This is a genomic window from Enterobacter sp. HK169 (assembly GCF_001719105.1).
Taxonomy (GTDB): Bacteria; Pseudomonadota; Gammaproteobacteria; order Enterobacterales; family Enterobacteriaceae; genus Enterobacter; species Enterobacter asburiae_B.
Genome location: NZ_CP017087.1, coordinates 1,444,295 through 1,461,196 on the forward strand (window position 1 = coordinate 1,444,295; position 16,902 = coordinate 1,461,196).

Consider the following 16,902-nt stretch of genomic DNA (forward strand, 5'->3'; position numbering starts at 1 on the left):
TTAACGCCCCTCTTTTCTCACCCGCTCGATATGAATAGCGAGGAACATAATTTCTTCGGTCGTCAGCTCGCGCTGATAGCTTTTGTTCAGGTGCTGGGCGATTTTCTCGGCGCATTTCCACGCTTTCGCGTAGTTGTCTTTTACTGCCGTATGCAGCGAGACATCGTCATCTTCCACCACGGTGCGGGTCAGCATCCGCTGGGCAAAAAACTTCAGATGCGTGACAAAACGCTGATAGCTGAGCGAGTCTTCATCGTACTCAAGCTGCAGCTGATACTTCACCAGCTGCAGGATCTCCTGCATCACCCGCGTCACGTGCATCACTTCCGGCATTTCGCTGTTCAGCTGCGCGGTGACCAGATGCAGCGCGATAAACCCGGCCTCATCCTCTTCCAGCTCGACGTTCAGGCGTCTGGCAATAATGGCCCGCGCCTCCTGCCCTAATTCGAACTCCTTCGGATACAGCCGTTTAATATCCCACAGCAGCACGTTTTTGATGGCCAGCCCGTTCTTCTGCCGCTCAATCGCAAAGTAGCAGTGGTCGGTGAGGGTGATATACAAACTCTCCTGCAGCTTGCCCAGCCGCTGCGCCGCCAGCCCGATGATACGGTCGCAGGTGGTCATAACCTCCAGCGGAATTTGACTCAGCAGCTCTCCGAGTCGACGCACCAGTTCATCGCTTTGTAACGCAAACACCTTTTCAACCAACGCGGTATCCAGCGCTTCGCCGACGCGCTTCTGAAAGGCCAGCCCACGGCCCATCACCACCTGTTCGCGCCCGCGCTCATCCTGAACAACCACCACGTTATTATTGAGTATCTTGGCGATTTTCATCTGAACCCCAGAAACAAAAAAACCTGACCTCCGGCAGATGCCAGAAAATCAGGTTTTGCCTGCCTAAGCAGTAACAATCCAGTTCTGGCACTCTATCAGTTTCATTCATAGCCTCAATGCATCACGCGTCAGAAACGTGACGCGGATCGAACTTGCTACGGTGATATCAGAAGCTCACCACCGTTTTCAGCTCGGTAACCCAGGCATCCTGGGTGCGACTGACCCCGCCGGGATGGTGCCAGTACTGAATGCCCGGCTGCAGCTCCAGCCACGACACCGGACGGAAGCGATAATAAAACTCACCGTTCAGGGAGTGGCCTGGCTCCGGGTGATACGCCGGATCGTTATAGTCCGACACGCCGCTCAGGCTGTTCATATAGCGCTGGTTGCGGGCGTACTGGCTGCTCATATCAATCCAGGTTAGCCCGAAGCCAATCCAGTCTTCCGGCCGCGCGTCAAACAGCCCGCGGTAGCGCAGCGAGGCGGCGTAAACCTGGTGCATGTAGTTGGTACTCTGATCCGCAAGGCTCATGCTGAAAGAGGTGCTCAACCCGCGATTCGGGTCATCCTGATGCTGCGTAAGCTGCTGGTTCAGCCCGGCGTACATGAACCAGGTCCGGCTGTGGGTATCAAAGCCGTTCGGGTCCGTCGCGCCCGCCCCGCCGGATTTGCCGCGATAGAGATCGGTTTGCGGCGCGTTGGTAAACACCACGCCCAGGTTATACGCCCCCGGCAGGCCGTTAATCAGCGGACGCGCTTCGATTTCAACCGGCAGTAAAACCCCTTTGCTGCCCTTCGTCGACCAGCTCCACGCGTGGCTGCGGCTGGAGGCCTCGGGATTTTGCTCCATCACGCCACCTTTTAAGGTCAGCGTCGGCGTTAATTTATAGGCAAGCGTGGTGCCCCAGGTGTGAACGTTCCAGTTGTTCCACGTCAGCGAGTTGGCTGACTTCCCGCCGCACTGCGACAGGAGCTGGAAATCACAGGGGATGATTTGATCGAAGGTCTGCACCTTGTTCATCATCCCGATGCGCCAGGTCAGACGCCGGTCGTCAAAGCTGCGGGCAAAGGTCAGCCAGCCCAGACGGGTAATCGACTGCCCGCCCCAGCTCTCCTGGGTCAGGTCGTTAAAGTTGACGCGAGGGTCCTGCACGCGTTTGGTGGTGAGGTCGTCATTGTGGTTACGGTTGACGATGTTCCCTTCGATACGCGCATCCGGGATACCGGTCCAGCGCTCAAGATCCTGGCTGAAGGTCAGCGCAAACTGGTCGATATAGGCCACGTGGGAGTCGTGGTTATAGCCACCGCCTCCGTTCCAGCCAATTTCATTCAGATATCCGAGGTTATAGGTAAAACCGTTATGGTTGAGGATTTTACGTATGCCGAGCATTTCGCCCAGAACAGGCTCCGGAGGAGCTTCAAAGCCTAATACCGTTCCGTTCCAGTCCTGCGCCACCGACAGCGGGGATATCGTCAATAAGGCGAGCGCATAGAGTTTATTTTTATATGCCATGATAACAACCTGTGATTGAGTATTTTGTGCGTAACCGGTCGCAGGAAATTTTTCTATTTCCTGTCGATATTTCATTTTTTTAAAATCAGTAAAAAGCGCTAAGCCAAATTTCTCTCCTGCGTAAACGAGAGGCAAAAAAAAACCTAAGCGCTCCACAGCGAAAATGCTGTGAAACGCTTAGGTTTTGCCTGTTAACCAGTAACAATCCTGCGTTGAAAACAGTGGCACCTTAACACCGTCGCGCCACGTTGAAAACCAGAACGGTTTTCTGGTTTAAAAAAGTGTGAGCAATTTAACGCTTATTATTTTGACTGAATTACCCGGGCAATATCAGACGAAGTCTGCAATGTCCGAATTTCCTGAAATAATCCCAGCGCTTCATCGTACTCTTTGCGTAAATAGCTCAGCCACTGTTTAATTCGCGCGACGTGATACAAACCGGTGTCGCCCTGCTTTTCCAGTCGGCTGTATTTTTGCAGCAGCGTAACGACGTCTGCCCACGGCATTCGCGGCTCGTTATATTTCACCACCCGGCTGAGGTTCGGCACATTCAGGGCGCCGCGACCGATCATCACCGCATCGCAGCCGGTGGCCTTCAGACAGGCCTGCGCGCTCTCGTAGTCCCAGATTTCACCGTTGGCGATGACCGGAATGGTGAGGCGCTTGCGGATCTCACCGATCGCCTGCCAGTTAATGCGCTCGGCCTTGTAGCCATCTTCTTTGGTGCGGCCATGCACCACCAGCTCGGTAGCCCCGGCCTGCTGCACCGCATCGGCGATTTCAAACTGCCGCGCGTCGCTGTCCCAGCCCAGGCGCACCTTCACCGTCACCGGCAAATGCGAAGGCACGGCCTCACGCATGGCTTTCGCGCCGCGGTAAATCAGCTCAGGATCTTTCAGCAACGTCGCCCCGCCGCCGCTGCCGTTCACCAGCTTCGACGGGCAGCCGCAGTTGAGATCCACCCCGTAAGAGCCCAGCTCAACCGCGCGGGCGGCGTTTTCCGCCAGCCATTCGGGATACTGGCCGAGCAGCTGAATACGCACCAGCGTGCCGGAAGAGGTCCGGCTCTGGTTGTGCAGCTCGGGGCACAGGCGGAAGAAGGATTTTACCGGCAACAGCATATCGACCACGCGCAGAAATTCCGTCACGCAGAGATCGTAATCGTTCACCTCGGTCAGAAGCTCGCGCACGAGGGAGTCGAGCACGCCTTCCATTGGGGCCAGTAAAACACGCATAGCAGTACCTGTGAAAAAAGACGCGCTATAGTAGCCGCTCTCTATATCGCTGGGAAGCGCTTCTGTTCAGGGAGAAAGTCAGCCGGCGTTGCCCCCACAATGGCGCGAAACGCCGCCGCAAATGCCGCCGGGCCAGAAAACCCCAGCATCCAGGCCACCTGCTTAACCGGGTATCCGTTGGCGAGCAGATCCAGCGAGGCACAAATCCTTGCGCGCTGTCGCCAGGCCCGGAAGCTAAAGCCGGTATCTTTGATAAAGGCGCGTGAGAATGTGCGTTCAGACATCGCGGCCTGTTCCGCCAGCCTTTCCATCGAAACATCCCAGAGATTGCTGGCAATGATGTCACAGGCAACGCGATGTAACCGCTCATCCACGGGCATCGGTAATTCGGCCGAAATCTGCTGCGCCTCGCTGAGGATTTCGAGCAGCAAAACGGCCATGCTTCGCTGGCTGGCTGGCCGGTATTGCGCACTGAACAGCCCGGCAATCAGCTCTTTGAACAGCGCCGTCGCCATAATCACGTGAACCTCTTCTTTCCGTTTAAAAGATCGGCATTGCGATATCAGCGTGGGGCTAAACCAGACCGCGCGGAGCTCCGTTGCGGATAACACGCTGTAGGTGTGTTCCTGAAAGGGAGGGATCCACAGCGCGCGCTGTGGCGGTATGACCCAACGCTTATTGCCGGTTTCGACCAGCATCACCCCTTTGATGGCAAACAAAAGCTGCCCCTGTGGATGCCGGTGAGGGGGATCCACTTCGCCGCGCGTATAGCTAATTGCCCCTCTGGACCATCCGATGGCATCGTCGTGAATTGGCGTTTTATCGATAACGGTTGGCATTTTACATTCCTCCCTTCCTCTTATGATGCTGCTTGTACACGTAACCGGAGAGAGACGCAATGCACATTCATTTTATCATTCATGAACATTTCGAAGCGCCAGGCGCATATGAAGTCTGGGGGAAAAACCGCGGCTGTAGTATGAGCTACTCCAGAGTTTATCAGGGCGATCCGTTACCCGAGGATCTGCAGAGCACAGACTTGCTTATCATCATGGGAGGCCCGCAGTCACCTGCCACCGCGCTTGAGGAGTGCCCATGGTTTGATGCGCAGGCGGAAAAGGCACTCATCAGCCGCGCAATTGAGGCAGGTAAAACGGTGATTGGCGTTTGTCTGGGCTCGCAGCTTATCGGTGAAGCGCTGGGCGCCGCGTTTTGCCATAGCCCGGAAAAAGAGATCGGCACATTTCCCGTCAGGCTCACAGAGGCAGGCAAGGCGAACCCGCTGTTTGAGGATTTTGGCCACGAGCTGAACGTCGGTCACTGGCATAACGACATGCCAGGGTTGACGCCGCAGGCTAAGGTGCTGGCTTACAGCGAGGGCTGCCCCCGTCAGATCGTGCAATATGGCGAACGAATTTACGGTTTTCAGTGTCATATGGAACTGACGCCAGAGGTGGTTGAGCTGCTGATTGAACATTCGCAGAACGATCTCCGCCGCGCGGCTGAATTTCGTTTTGTCGAAACGGCGGAAAAACTTCGCTCGCATGATTATCGCGAAATGAATCAGGTGCTGTTTTCTTTTCTGGATAAACTCGCCGCCCAACGCGAGGCCTGACTCAGAGGCATTTCTCTGGCTCGTCACTTCGCCACCGCACGCCCTTTCCTCTAAACTGTAGCCTGCCCCTGTGCGGTGATACCAGACGTTCCATTCTGGAATGTCTGGTATGCTCAAATTTCATGATGTGATCCGTGGCACATTTTTAGGTTTAATTGTATGATGAATGCGTTTCAGCAAGGACTATCACCATGAGCAAATCATTGAACATTATCTGGCAATATCTGCGCGCATTCGTCCTGATTTACGCCTGCCTGTACGCCGGGATTTTCATCGCGTCGCTGCTGCCGATCGTCATTCCCGGCAGCATTATCGGTATGCTGATCCTCTTTGTTTTGCTGGCGCTGCAAATCCTGCCCGCAAAATGGGTCAACCCCGGCTGCTTCGTCCTTATTCGCTATATGGCGCTGCTTTTCGTGCCCATCGGCGTCGGGGTCATGCAGTATTTTGATTTGCTCAAGGCCCAGTTCGGCCCGATTGTGGTCTCCTGCGCGGTCAGTACGCTGGTGGTTTTCCTTGTGGTGAGCTGGAGTTCACATCTGGTGCATGGCGAACGTAACGTGGTCGGGGAGAAAACAAAAAAATGATGGCCAATATCTGGTGGTCGCTGCCGTTAACGCTGGCGGTGTTCTTCGCCGCGCGCAAGCTTGCCGCACGCTTCAAAATGCCGTTGCTGAACCCGCTGCTGGTGGCGATGGTGGTGATTATTCCGTTCCTGCTGCTCACCGGCATTCCCTACGAACGCTACTTTGCCGGCAGCAAAATTTTAAACGACCTGCTGCAGCCTGCCGTTGTGGCGCTCGCCTTTCCTTTATACGAGCAGCTCCATCAGATCCGCGCCCGCTGGAAATCCATCATTACCATCTGTTTTGTGGGCAGCCTGGTGGCGATGATCACCGGCACGTCGGTGGCGCTGTTGATGGGGGCCTCCCCGCAAATTGCCGCCTCTATCCTGCCTAAATCGGTGACCACGCCTATCGCGATGGCGGTCGGCGGCAGCCTCGGCGGGATCCCGGCCATCAGCGCGATGTGCGTCATTTTCGTCGGTATTCTGGGTGCGGTGTTTGGTCACACCCTGCTGAACGGGATGCGTATTCACACTAAAGCGGCACGGGGGCTGTCGATGGGAACAGCTTCCCACGCCCTGGGCACCGCCCGCTGCGCGGAGCTGGATTATCAGGAAGGGGCGTTTAGCTCCCTGGCGCTGGTGATCTGCGGGATTATCACCTCCCTGCTGGCCCCGTTCATTTTCCCGCTGATTCTGGCGGTGATGGGCTAAAATTTGCGATGCGTCGCGCAAATTTCATTTTGATTTCATAAGTTGCAAACATAATGAGAAGTGGATCACATATAAAGCCCTGACGGCTCCGTAAACTACCGATCCATTAACCTTTATGAGGCAAACGCCATGCACCCACGTTTTCAAGCTGCTTTCGCCCAGCTTGCAGAGAATTTGCAGTCAGCCCTGGCTCCCGTTCTGGCAGATGCACACTTCCCCGCCCTGCTGACCACGGAGCAGGTCACGATGCTGAAACAAGCAACGGGACTGGACGAAGACGCGCTGGCTTTCGCACTGCTTCCTCTGGCTGCCGCCTGCGCGCGGGCCGATCTCTCCCACTTTAACGTCGGGGCCATTGCGCGCGGCGTCAGCGGAACCTGGTACTTCGGCGGCAATATGGAGTTCCTGGGCGCGACCATGCAGCAAACGGTTCACGCCGAGCAGAGCGCCATCAGCCACGCCTGGCTGCGCGGTGAAAAAGCCCTGAGCGCCATTACCGTTAACTACACCCCCTGCGGCCACTGCCGTCAGTTTATGAACGAGCTGAACAGCGGGCTGCAGCTGCGCATCAACCTGCCGGGCCGCGCGCCGCACACGCTGGGGGATTATCTGCCTGACGCGTTTGGCCCGAAAGATCTGGAGATCAAAACGCTGCTGATGGACGAGCAGGACCACGGTTACGCCCTGTCCGGCGATGACCTGAGCCAGGCGGCCATTCGCGCGGCCAACAAAAGCCACACGCCGTACAGCAAGTCTCCGAGCGGCGTGGCGCTGCAGTGCCGCGATGGCCGGATCTTTAGCGGCAGCTACGCGGAAAACGCCGCGTTTAACCCAACTCTGCCTCCGCTGCAGGGCGCGCTTAACCTGCTGAGCCTGAACGGCTATGACTATCCGGACATTCAGCGCGCTATTCTGGCAGAAATTGCCGATGCGCCGCTGATTCAGTGGGATGCGACCGCCGCGACGCTTAAAGCGCTGGGCTGCACGACGATTGACCGCGTACTGCTTGCGTAATCCTTCCGGCGGGCAGAAATGCCCGCCAGTTTGCTGAAAAACCCCTCAGTTGAGTCGCTGTTTCTTGCGCTAACCAGGCGGGTAAAGTAGCCTGAGTTAAATTTCATCCACGAACGAGCCATCTCCATGTTAAAGCGCGTTTTTTACAGCCTGTCTGTCCTGGTCGGCATACTGCTGTTGATCGTGCTGGGTCTCGATCGCTGGATGAGCTGGAAAACCGCCCCCTACATCTTTGATGACCTGCAGGACCTGCCCTATCGTCAGGTTGGCGTGGTGCTCGGCACCGCCAAGTATTACCGCACCGGCGTGATCAACCAGTATTACCGTTACCGCATTCAGGGCGCGCTGAACGCCTACAACAGCGGCAAGGTGAACTACCTGCTGCTGAGCGGCGATAACGCGCTGCAAAGCTACAATGAACCGGTGACGATGCGGAAGGACCTGATTGCCGCGGGCGTGGATCCTGCCGATATCGTGCTCGACTACGCCGGATTCCGCACCCTGGACTCCATCGTGCGCACGCGTAAAGTCTTCGATACCAACGACTTCATCATCATTACCCAGCGCTTCCACTGCGAGCGCGCGCTGTTTATCGCGCTGCATATGGGCATTCAGGCGCAGTGTTACGCGGTGCCGTCGCCAAAAGATATGCTGAGCGTGCGCGTGCGCGAGTTCGGCGCCCGTTTTGGCGCCCTGGCCGATCTGTATATCTTCAAACGCGAACCGCGCTTTTTAGGCCCGCTGGTTCCGATTCCGGCGATGCACGAAGTGCCGGAAGACGCGCAGGGTTACCCGGCCGTCACGCCCGAGCAGCTGCTGGATATGCAGAAAAAGGAAAAATAACAGGACCGCCTTTATACTTTCTTTACGCCGGGCCTGACGCTTTTTATCCCCCCTTTACGTCGGCTCTTTTAAGCTGAGTTCACTGCCGCTACGGCTTCGTTGAAGAATGACTATGAACTCAATAATGAATGCGTTTTTCCTCAAAAGTCTCCGCCCGTATTTTAACTTTCCCGGTTTATCACTTCCTGGCGCACTCAATTCCGGTCTCTGGCTTGATGAAAAAATTGACGCCCTGCAGCACAACATTTCAGTGGAAGTGGCAGATTATCTGGAACGCTACCCCCAGACGAAACACATTGACGTTTACCTGAACGATATCAACGGCACGATGCGCGGCAAGCGTCTGTCGGTGGAGAGCATGCTGAGCCTGGAAAAAGGCTGTTATTTTCCCCTTTCGGTCTACTCGATGGATCAGAAAGGAAAAATCGCCGCCCCGCTGCATGATGAGCCGGACCGACTCTGCGTTCCTGTCGCCGGCTCCCTGCGCCCCTGCCCGCAAGATCCGCAGCACAACGCGCAGATCCTGCTGACGATGAAAGACAGCGACGACACCCCCTGCCCGCTTGAGCCGCGCGTGATACTGCAGAACGTGCTGGCCCGCTTCCACCAGCACGGCCTCTTCCCGGTGATTGCCCCGGAAATCGAGTTCTATCTGACGGGGCATGACGATCGGGATCCGCAAAATCAGGGCTGTTTTCACATGGATACTACGACGGCCCATGCGGCACTGTTTGACGAGCTGGAACAGCTGGCGCACCTTCAGCGCATCCCGATGTGCGGGATCGTGGCGGAAGCCGAGTCCGGTCAGTACGAATTAAACCTGAAGCACAGCCATCGCGTCGTTGAGGTCTGCGATAACGTGCTGGCGCTTCGTCGCCTGACCCGATACGTTGCCGAAAAGCACGGCCTGCAGGCCAACTTTATGGCTAAACCTTTCAGCCAGCTGTCCGGCAGCGGCCTGCACTTCCATTTCAGCCTGAACAATCGTCACGGCGAAAACGTCTTTGCTTCCCCGGTGAACGCGCTTAACAGCATGATGCGTTTGTGCATCGCGGGGCAGCTGGCGCTGATGCCCGCCTCCGTCGCCATTCTTGCGCCGGGCGTCAACGCGTTTCGTCGCCTGCGTAAAAACCTGACGGAGCCCGTATTTAACTCCTGGGGCTATAACACCCGTTCCGCCGCCCTGCGTATTCCCTGCTCGGATGACCACAACCGTCGTATCGAGTACCGGCTGGCCGGGGCCGATGCCAATCCCTATCTGGTCGCCGCCACGATCCTGACCGGCATGCTGTACGGGCTGGAAAACACCGACGACGAGGATTTGCCCGAACCGCAGCACGATCGTCCCGAGCTGCCGCTGTTTCAGCAGGAGGCGATTGAGACCTTTGCCCGCTGTCAATACCTCACCGACAGCCTGGGCGACGCCTTTTCCGAGCAGTGGGTCGCCTGCAAGCTCTCTGAACTCGACTGGTTTGAGCGCATTGTGACCCGGGAGGAGTCGCATCTGGCGTAGGGCATAAAAAAAGCCCGCTCGATGAGCGGGCCGGATAACGCGAGGAGGAATTACTTCTTACGCGCGTACTTGAGTGAATCCAGCGCGACCGCGAAGATAATGATGGCGCCTTTGATGATGTACTGCCAGTACGGGTTCACGCCGATATAGGTCAAGCCGTAGTTGATGACGGTGAAGATGATCACACCGGTCACCACGCCCAGTACCGTACCCACGCCGCCGCTGAAGGAGACGCCGCCCACCACGCAGGCTGCGATTGCATCCAGCTCGTACATGAAGCCGAGGTTGTTGGTTGCAGAGCCGATACGGCCCGCTTCCAGCATCCCGCCGAAGGCGTAGAACACGCCGGACAGGGCATAAATGATGAGAAGGTTCAGGGCAACGTTCACGCCGGAGACTTTCGCCGCTTCCGGGTTACCGCCGATAGCGAAGATGTTTTTACCAAAGCGCGTTTTGTTCCACAGGATCCAGACGAAGGCCACCGCAATCAGCGCATAGAAGGTGATATACGACAGGCGGAAGCTGCCCAGCGCGATGAACCCTTGCGTAAAGGTCGAGAAGCCGCTGTCAAAACCCGAGATGGGGGAAGCACCGACAAAGTCGTAGTACAGGGAGTTGATACCGTAAACGATGATCATCGTACCCAGCGTGGTGATAAACGGCGTCACGTTCAGGTAGGCGATAATGATACCGTTGATCAGACCAATCACCGCACCGATGGCGCAGACAATCAGGATCACCACGAAAATCGGCATGGTGGCCATTTCCGGGAAGACCTTGTTGGCGTTTTCCATCGACTGCAGCAGGGTTGCCGCGATAACCGCCGCCAGACCCACCTGGCGACCGGCAGAAAGGTCCGTCCCCTGGGTTACGATCAGGCCCGCCACGCCCAGCGCAATAATAATACGCACGGAGGACTGGGTCAGAATGTTACTCAGGTTCAGCAGGCTTAAGAACGTAGGGTCCTGGAAAATGATGATAGCCAGCAGTACTAAAAGAACAACGTAAATACCGCCTTCTTTCAGGTAAGTGAGAAAACTTTTTTTATTTAACGCACTCATGAGGAGCCCCTGATCTTAAAGGTGCAAAGACGCAAGACGCAAAATTTCGTTTTGCGTTGTCGTTTTGGTGTCAACAATACCGGCAACGAGACCATTGCTCATAACCAGAATACGATCCGTGATCCCTAACAATTCCGGCATTTCGGAAGAAATAATAATGATCCCTTTATTCTTTTTCGCCAGCTCGGCAATCAGCTGATAAATTTCAAACTTCGCGCCGACGTCAATACCGCGGGTCGGTTCATCCAGCATCAGAATTTCTGGCTGGGTTAATAACCAACGTCCAATAATGACTTTCTGCTGGTTACCGCCTGACAGCGAACCAATTTGGGTGCGGTGTCCCGGCGTTTTCACGCGCATGGAGTCAATAACCCATTGGGTATCGCTCTTCATGCGGGAGTTATCCAGCAGCCCGACTTTGTTTTTGTAATTGCGAATGTTAGAAATTAACGAGTTAAAGTTAATATCCAGATAGGCATAAATACCGGTTGAACGACGCTCTTCCGTCACCAGCGCAAAACCATTATTAATGGCTTCGTTGGCGTTGTGGTTGTTAATTTTCTTACCGTGCAGCGTAATAGTGCCTTCGGCTTTCTCACGGATACCGAACAGGGTTTCCACGATATCGGTACGTTTTGCCCCGACCAGACCGGCAATCCCCAGGATTTCGCCCTTGTGCAGGTCGAAGGAGACATCGCGAATAGACGGCTGGCGTAACGAGGTCAGATTACGTACTTCCAGGATCACTTCGCCCGGCTTGTTTTCTTTGTCCGGGAAGCGCTGGTTAAGGGAACGGCCGACCATCATGGCGATGATCTTGTCCATGTCCAGCCCTTCCAGCGGCTGCGTGGCAATCCACTGACCGTCGCGCAGGATGGTAATCTCATCGCACAGCTGGAAGATCTCTTCCATTTTGTGGGAGATATACACAATGCCGCAGCCGCGATCTTTTAGCTTACGAATAATGGTAAAAAGGTGATTAACCTCTTTTTCCGTTAATGACGATGTCGGTTCGTCCATGATGACGATTTTCGCATCATAGGAGAACGCTTTGGCGATTTCGATCATCTGCATCTGGGAGACGGATAATGTTCCCACGCGGGCGCGCGGGTCGATATCAATATCCAGCTCATCAAAAATCGCTTTGGTGTCGCGATACATTTTGTCCTGATCGACAAAGACACCCTTGGTTGGATAACGCCCCAACCACATGTTATCCATGACTGAACGCTGCAGCACCAGGTTTAATTCCTGGTGAACCATCGAGATACCGTTTTCCAGTGCTTCTTTCGCTGAATGGAAATCGATCTCTTTCCCCTGAAAAAGAATGCTGCCAGAATCTTTTTGATAGATCCCAAAAAGACATTTTAATAATGTTGATTTACCCGCACCGTTCTCCCCCATCAGGGCATGAATAGAGTGAGGACGAACTTTTAAATTAACATTATCGAGTGCCTTAACGCCGGGAAATGACTTGTTGATACCGCTCATTTCCAACAGGTATTCACCGGATGACTGAGTATTTGTGCTGACCATAATTATACCTTGTTGGCCTCGCATATCGCGTTATAAAAGGGCGCAACGAATTGCGCCCAGTGGAGACAGTACCGCTAACTTATTTACCGATAAACTCAGCCAGGTTGGACTGGTCTACGCCCACGTAAGGTACGCGAACGATTTTGTTTTCAATTTTCCAGCTGGTGCCATCAGCCGCGCCTTTGCCATCGGCCAGGTTTTTCGCCAGATCGAAGGTGGCTTTCGCCTGGTTGTTGGCATCGTTCAGAACGGTACCGGCCATCGCACCGGATTTAACCAGCGCCAGCGCTTCTGGCAGCGCATCCACGCCGAACACAGGAATGGAGGATTTGTTGTGCGCTTTCAGCGCTTCTACCGCACCCATTGCCATCGCATCGTTGTTGGCGATAACCACTTCGATTTTGTTCGCGTTAGGGCCGGACAGCCACGCGTCCATCTTATCTTTCGCCTGAGCGGTATCCCACATCGCGGTATCTAACGCCAGCTGCTGGGTTTTCAGACCCTTGTCGTTCAGCTCTTTGATAACGTAGGTGGTACGGGCTTCAGCATCCGGGTGGCCGGGTTCGCCTTTCAGCAGCACGAACTGAATCTGACCGTCTTTGTTCAGGTCCCAGTTCGGGTTCGCCGCCCAGTGTTTCGCGATCAGATCGCCCTGAATAATACCGGACTCTTTGGAGTCGGTACCGACGTAATACGCTTTGTCGTAGCTATCCAGCGCTTTACGGGAAGGTTCTTTGTTGAAGAAGACGATTGGCACGTTCTGGCCGCGCGCTTTTTCAATAACCGTGCCTGCTGCAGCCGGGTCAACCAGGTTGATGGCCAGGGCTTTCACGCCTTTCGCCAGCAGAACGTCGATCTGGTCGTTCTGTTTGGACTGGTCGTTCTGGGAGTCGTTCATCAGCAGCTGAACGTCTGGCGCTGCTTTCGCATCTTTCTCAATCGCTTTACGTACAACAGACATGAAGTTGTCGTCGTATTTATAGATGGTCACACCAATACGGGTATCCGCAGCGTGCGCTGCTGCACCAAAAAGCATGCTTGCCATTACGGCAGACAGGGTCAACACCTTCTTATTCATGGTATCTCCGGTTTTTTTTATGCAGGGTAGTTCTTGTGAATAACGATCGGCGGGCAGGTGTTAATAAAACGTTACTGACAGCCGAAGTTCACTTATAAAATTTCTTTCTTCCGTGTTCGGTAACGCTCCAGAAATGCGTTTTATTCGTTGTTTGCGGCACATTGGCTATAGTGAAAGTGAATAATCACCGTTACATAGCTTTTCAGCCCCTAAAACGCTGACATCATAGTCAGCGCCTTGTTAAGATACTGTGAATTTACTCACAGATTGAAAACGGTTACATCACCTGATGTAATCAGTTAGTGATCGGAACCACAATTTGTCGGGCCGCGACGGAGTGCCGACGCACTAAAGTCGGCATGAAACAGTGTGTTGCGCCCGGATCCAGCAGCCCTGCCGCCCCCTGTAACGCCAGCTCAGTCGCCAGTTTCGCCATAGAAGCAATGGGGTAACGCACCGTTGTCAGCTGCGGGTCGGTGTAACGGGCAATCGGAATATCATCAAAACCAATGAGTGATAAATGCTGTGGCACCGCAATGCCGTTATCTTTCAGCGCCGTCAGGGCCCCTGCCGCCATGCTGTCGTTATAGGCAAACACTGCAGTAAGCTGCAGGTTGCGGCCCAGCAGCTCGACCATTGCCGCCTCACCGCCCTGCATGTCCGGTGTACCTGTGCCTGTCCAGCTTTCTGACGGCGTAATGCCGTGCTCTTTCAGGGCGTTTTGCCACCCCTCGCGCCGCAGGTCGTCATCTTCAATATGATGGCTGGAGGCCAGATAGCCGATCCGCTGATGCCCGTTGTTGATGAGCATTTTCGTCGCCATCATGGCGCCGCTGACGTTATCCAGCCCGACGCAGCGATGGGCATAGCCGGGGACGATGCGGTTGATCAACACCATGCCCGGGATCTGATCCATAAAGCCGGTTAGCTCTTCATCGCTCAAGGCTTTTGAATGGACAATCAAGGCGTTACAGCGCTGGCGGATCAGCACTTCGATGGCATGGCGTTCCTTTTCCGCCTCATGATAGCTATTGCCGATCAGGACATATTTCTGATGCTGCTGGGCGACCACGTCGACCGCTTTGACCAGCGCGCCGAAAAAGGCATCCGATACATCCATCACCACCACGCCGATGGTGTCGCTGACCTGCGTCGCAAGCGCCTGGGCATTGGCATTTGGCCGGTACCCGAGCTGGGTCACGGCTTTCATTACGGTTTCACGGGTTTCAGGGCTGACCAGCGCGCTATTGTTCAGCACGCGTGAGACGGTAGCCACAGAAACGCCCGCCTGACGGGCGACGTCACGAATGGTGATCATATTCACCATCCTTCAAAGGATTGCAGCAACTCACAGACACCCCCTGTGTTTAGCAAGGTGGCTATTTTGGCAGCGAGAGAAAGGGGACTACGTGAAGAAGCTCACACTCATGAAAACGCTTACATCCGTTTTGTTAATGATTGTGATCCAGATCGTTATCTGGATGTGTTCCTCAATGATACCCCTGAAGCATGTGCGGTTAACTGACGCCACACCCACTCCAGCGGTCCCTGGCGGAAATAGCGTAGCCAGAGAACAGAAAACGCCAGGTTAATCACCCAGACCGGAATAACAAACGCCAGCAGCGTGAGGCGGTCGAATTTCATAAACAGGCCAAAGCGATAGAAAAGCGTGGTGCATATCAGCGTTTGTAGCAGGTAATTGCTCAACGCCATGCGGCCCACGCAGGCGATAGCGCTGACGATCCACAGGCGGGAAAGCGTTGGCCAGTAGCCATAGATCAGCGCCGCGTATCCGATGGTCTGGAACGGCGCGCTCAGTTCGCGCGGCACCTGGAGCAGGAACGCGCACCAGCGGTAATCCCAGTGGATGTGCCACTGCGTGATTATCGCCGGGAGGTTAATCAGCACGCCGATCAGCACCAGCCCGACACCCGTTCGCCGATAGTGACGCAGGCTGAACTCCCCTTTCAGCCAGCCGGTGCGCATCAGTGACGCCCCCATCAGCATCATGCCCGCCAGCTGCCAGCCGTATTGCGCGCCCAGCGCAAGGAGGTTATCCCCCAGCATATCCGCGCGGTTGCTTATCGCTTCCGTACCGCCCTTCAGCTTCCAGTACTGTTCGTACTGCAGGTTAGCGGCATCCGGTATCCAGGAACGGTTCGTCGCCTCGCCGGAGATCATCCCCAGCAGCAGCAGGACCCCAAGCCCCATGACATAGAGCATCACGCCGGTGTTAAACAGGCTTTTTACGCTGTGCGCATCGCGAATCAGACGCCAGCAGATCAGCCCGACTAGTCCATACGCGAGAAGAATATCGCCGTCCCAAAAGAACAGCCCGTGGATAAAGCCGAGGAGAACCAGCAGCGTCAGGCGCGACTGGATCCAGCGCGTACCGCGTTTGAGGAGGAGTTGCAGACCTGCACCAAACAGCAGGGCAAACAGCGTGAGGAATTTAACCTGCGCGAAGAGATCGAGGACAGCCCAGGTCCAGGCATCACTGCGCGTGATGTCGCCATACCAGGCAGGATTGAGATAAGCCGCCTTCGGCAGGCCGAAGGCGCTGATATTAAGCAGCAGGATACCGAGAATGGCGACGCCGCGAACAAAATCGAGCGTGACGTTTCGCTCCATGGTTCCTGCCCTGTAAGACTTAGTTGTGGTGACGTACGGCGCGCAGGAACTCCTGGCGGGTATTCTGGCTCGATTTAAACAGGCCGCCCAGCGACGTGGTGGTCGTTGCACTGGTCGCATCACGCACGCCGCGCGCCTTCACGCAGTAGTGAACCGCGTCGATAGAGACGGCCACGTTATTGGTGCCCAGCAGCGTTTGCAGCGCGGTCAGGATCTGCTGCGTCAGACGCTCCTGCACCTGCGGACGCTGAGCAAAGAACTGCACGATGCGGTTGATTTTCGACAGGCCAATCACCGTATCTTTTGGGATATACGCCACGGTCGCTTTACCGTCGATGGTCACGAAGTGGTGTTCGCAGGTGCTGGTCAGCGTGATATCGCGTACCGTCACCATCTCGTCCACTTTCATCTTGTTTTCAATGACGGTGATTTTCGGGAAGTTGGCGTAATCCAGCCCGGAGAAAATTTCGTCGACGTACATTTTCGCGATGCGGTGCGGCGTCTCCATCAGACTGTCGTCACTCAGATCGAGATTCAGCAGCTCCATGATCTCGGTCATATGACCGGCAATCAGACGCTTGCGGGTTTCATTGTCCAAATCCTGTACGGGCGGACGCAGTGGCGTTTCAAGACCGCGCGCAACCAGGGCTTCGTGGACCAGGGCAGCTTCTTTACTGAGTGATGACATTTTGTTCTCCTGCAGGTGTGGCGTCTTTTGCCCTCGTTGTGGCAAAAGTATGCGCTCATTGT

General features: G+C 55.3%; 16 protein-coding genes. 6 read left to right on the plus strand and 10 right to left on the minus strand.

The window, feature by feature from the left end:
- The 4 genes from licT to EnteroDNA1_RS06910 form a co-directional block, all read right to left on the minus strand.
- Positions 1-834: a BglG family transcription antiterminator LicT gene (licT, locus tag EnteroDNA1_RS06895; RefSeq protein WP_032658940.1), complete on the minus strand. Its 834-nt coding sequence runs from the start codon at positions 832-834 to the stop codon at positions 1-3.
- Between the two features lie 166 nt (positions 835-1,000).
- Complete coding sequence (locus tag EnteroDNA1_RS06900; RefSeq protein WP_069303079.1) at positions 1,001-2,347, minus strand: carbohydrate porin; 1,347 nt, start codon at positions 2,345-2,347, stop codon at positions 1,001-1,003.
- Positions 2,348-2,649: 302 nt separating this feature from the next.
- Positions 2,650-3,582, minus strand: coding sequence for a tRNA dihydrouridine(16) synthase DusC (gene dusC / locus EnteroDNA1_RS06905; protein ID WP_045888710.1), 933 nt, complete (start codon positions 3,580-3,582; stop codon positions 2,650-2,652).
- A 41-nt stretch (positions 3,583-3,623) separates the two neighbouring features.
- Positions 3,624-4,421 (minus strand): AraC family transcriptional regulator, encoded by a 798-nt coding sequence (locus EnteroDNA1_RS06910; RefSeq protein ID WP_069303080.1) that lies wholly within the window; start codon positions 4,419-4,421, stop codon positions 3,624-3,626.
- Positions 4,422-4,480: 59 nt separating this feature from the next.
- Here EnteroDNA1_RS06910 and EnteroDNA1_RS06915 point away from each other — a divergent pair, with 59 nt between their 5' ends.
- The 6 genes from EnteroDNA1_RS06915 to EnteroDNA1_RS06940 all read left to right on the plus strand — a co-directional run bounded on the left by EnteroDNA1_RS06915 (position 4,481) and on the right by EnteroDNA1_RS06940 (position 9,846).
- Entirely contained in the window at positions 4,481-5,197 is a 717-nt protein-coding gene (locus tag EnteroDNA1_RS06915) for a type 1 glutamine amidotransferase (protein ID WP_069303081.1), read from the plus strand.
- 191 nt (positions 5,198-5,388) lie between these two features.
- A complete protein-coding gene (locus tag EnteroDNA1_RS06920; protein ID WP_023312463.1) occupies positions 5,389-5,784 on the plus strand; it encodes a CidA/LrgA family protein in 396 nt (131 codons plus the stop codon).
- Entirely contained in the window at positions 5,781-6,476 is a 696-nt protein-coding gene (locus tag EnteroDNA1_RS06925; protein WP_029740398.1) for a CidB/LrgB family autolysis modulator, read from the plus strand. The genes EnteroDNA1_RS06920 and EnteroDNA1_RS06925 overlap by 4 nt, the downstream gene beginning before the upstream one ends.
- A 129-nt stretch (positions 6,477-6,605) precedes the next feature.
- The gene (cdd, locus tag EnteroDNA1_RS06930) at positions 6,606-7,490 is read left to right on the plus strand and encodes a cytidine deaminase (protein WP_069303082.1); all 885 of its coding nucleotides are present in this window, start codon (positions 6,606-6,608) and stop codon (positions 7,488-7,490) included.
- 126 nt (positions 7,491-7,616) lie between these two features.
- On the plus strand, positions 7,617-8,333 hold the full coding sequence (gene sanA / locus EnteroDNA1_RS06935; protein WP_008500918.1) for an outer membrane permeability protein SanA: 717 nt from the start codon (positions 7,617-7,619) through the stop codon (positions 8,331-8,333).
- 124 nt (positions 8,334-8,457) lie between these two features.
- Positions 8,458-9,846, plus strand: coding sequence for a glutamine synthetase family protein (locus EnteroDNA1_RS06940; protein ID WP_069303083.1), 1,389 nt, complete (start codon positions 8,458-8,460; stop codon positions 9,844-9,846).
- Between the two features lie 50 nt (positions 9,847-9,896).
- Here the strand turns inward: EnteroDNA1_RS06940 and mglC are convergent, their stop codons facing one another.
- From mglC to folE, 6 genes are all read right to left on the minus strand, one after another.
- Positions 9,897-10,907, minus strand: a complete 1,011-nt coding sequence (mglC, locus tag EnteroDNA1_RS06945) for a galactose/methyl galactoside ABC transporter permease MglC (RefSeq protein WP_008500921.1) — start codon at positions 10,905-10,907, stop codon at positions 9,897-9,899.
- A 15-nt stretch (positions 10,908-10,922) separates the two neighbouring features.
- Positions 10,923-12,443 carry a galactose/methyl galactoside ABC transporter ATP-binding protein MglA gene (gene mglA, locus EnteroDNA1_RS06950; RefSeq protein WP_023312467.1) on the minus strand — a complete coding sequence of 507 codons (1,521 nt, stop codon included), beginning with the start codon at positions 12,441-12,443 and terminating at the stop codon, positions 10,923-10,925.
- A 79-nt stretch (positions 12,444-12,522) separates the two neighbouring features.
- Positions 12,523-13,521 (minus strand): galactose/glucose ABC transporter substrate-binding protein MglB, encoded by a 999-nt coding sequence (mglB, locus tag EnteroDNA1_RS06955; RefSeq protein ID WP_023312468.1) that lies wholly within the window; start codon positions 13,519-13,521, stop codon positions 12,523-12,525.
- Between the two features lie 295 nt (positions 13,522-13,816).
- Positions 13,817-14,839, minus strand: a complete 1,023-nt coding sequence (gene galS / locus EnteroDNA1_RS06960; RefSeq protein WP_029740403.1) for an HTH-type transcriptional regulator GalS — start codon at positions 14,837-14,839, stop codon at positions 13,817-13,819.
- Positions 14,840-14,994: 155 nt separating this feature from the next.
- The gene (yeiB, locus tag EnteroDNA1_RS06965; protein WP_048979994.1) at positions 14,995-16,152 is read right to left on the minus strand and encodes a DUF418 domain-containing protein YeiB; all 1,158 of its coding nucleotides are present in this window, start codon (positions 16,150-16,152) and stop codon (positions 14,995-14,997) included.
- A 19-nt stretch (positions 16,153-16,171) separates the two neighbouring features.
- A complete protein-coding gene (gene folE / locus EnteroDNA1_RS06970) occupies positions 16,172-16,840 on the minus strand; it encodes a GTP cyclohydrolase I FolE (RefSeq protein ID WP_023312471.1) in 669 nt (222 codons plus the stop codon).
- Positions 16,841-16,902 lie beyond the last annotated feature (62 nt).

Bases quoted from the DNA above. Each gene is read 5' to 3' on its own strand.
- EnteroDNA1_RS06910 (WP_069303080.1), bottom strand. From the start codon at position 4,421: ATGCCAACCGTTATCGATAAAACGCCAATTCACGACGATGCCATCGGA.
- dusC (WP_045888710.1), bottom strand. From the start codon at position 3,582: ATGCGTGTTTTACTGGCCCCAATGGAAGGCGTGCTCGACTCCCTCGTG.
- EnteroDNA1_RS06900 (WP_069303079.1), bottom strand. From the start codon at position 2,347: ATGGCATATAAAAATAAACTCTATGCGCTCGCCTTATTGACGATATCC.
- EnteroDNA1_RS06925 (WP_029740398.1), top strand. From the start codon at position 5,781: ATGATGGCCAATATCTGGTGGTCGCTGCCGTTAACGCTGGCGGTGTTC.
- galS (WP_029740403.1), bottom strand. From the start codon at position 14,839: ATGATCACCATTCGTGACGTCGCCCGTCAGGCGGGCGTTTCTGTGGCT.
- EnteroDNA1_RS06920 (WP_023312463.1), top strand. From the start codon at position 5,389: ATGAGCAAATCATTGAACATTATCTGGCAATATCTGCGCGCATTCGTC.
- mglB (WP_023312468.1), bottom strand. From the start codon at position 13,521: ATGAATAAGAAGGTGTTGACCCTGTCTGCCGTAATGGCAAGCATGCTT.
- cdd (WP_069303082.1), top strand. From the start codon at position 6,606: ATGCACCCACGTTTTCAAGCTGCTTTCGCCCAGCTTGCAGAGAATTTG.
- sanA (WP_008500918.1), top strand. From the start codon at position 7,617: ATGTTAAAGCGCGTTTTTTACAGCCTGTCTGTCCTGGTCGGCATACTG.
- mglC (WP_008500921.1), bottom strand. From the start codon at position 10,907: ATGAGTGCGTTAAATAAAAAAAGTTTTCTCACTTACCTGAAAGAAGGC.
- folE (WP_023312471.1), bottom strand. From the start codon at position 16,840: ATGTCATCACTCAGTAAAGAAGCTGCCCTGGTCCACGAAGCCCTGGTT.
- yeiB (WP_048979994.1), bottom strand. From the start codon at position 16,152: ATGGAGCGAAACGTCACGCTCGATTTTGTTCGCGGCGTCGCCATTCTC.
- EnteroDNA1_RS06940 (WP_069303083.1), top strand. From the start codon at position 8,458: ATGAATGCGTTTTTCCTCAAAAGTCTCCGCCCGTATTTTAACTTTCCC.
- EnteroDNA1_RS06915 (WP_069303081.1), top strand. From the start codon at position 4,481: ATGCACATTCATTTTATCATTCATGAACATTTCGAAGCGCCAGGCGCA.
- mglA (WP_023312467.1), bottom strand. From the start codon at position 12,443: ATGGTCAGCACAAATACTCAGTCATCCGGTGAATACCTGTTGGAAATG.
- licT (WP_032658940.1), bottom strand. From the start codon at position 834: ATGAAAATCGCCAAGATACTCAATAATAACGTGGTGGTTGTTCAGGAT.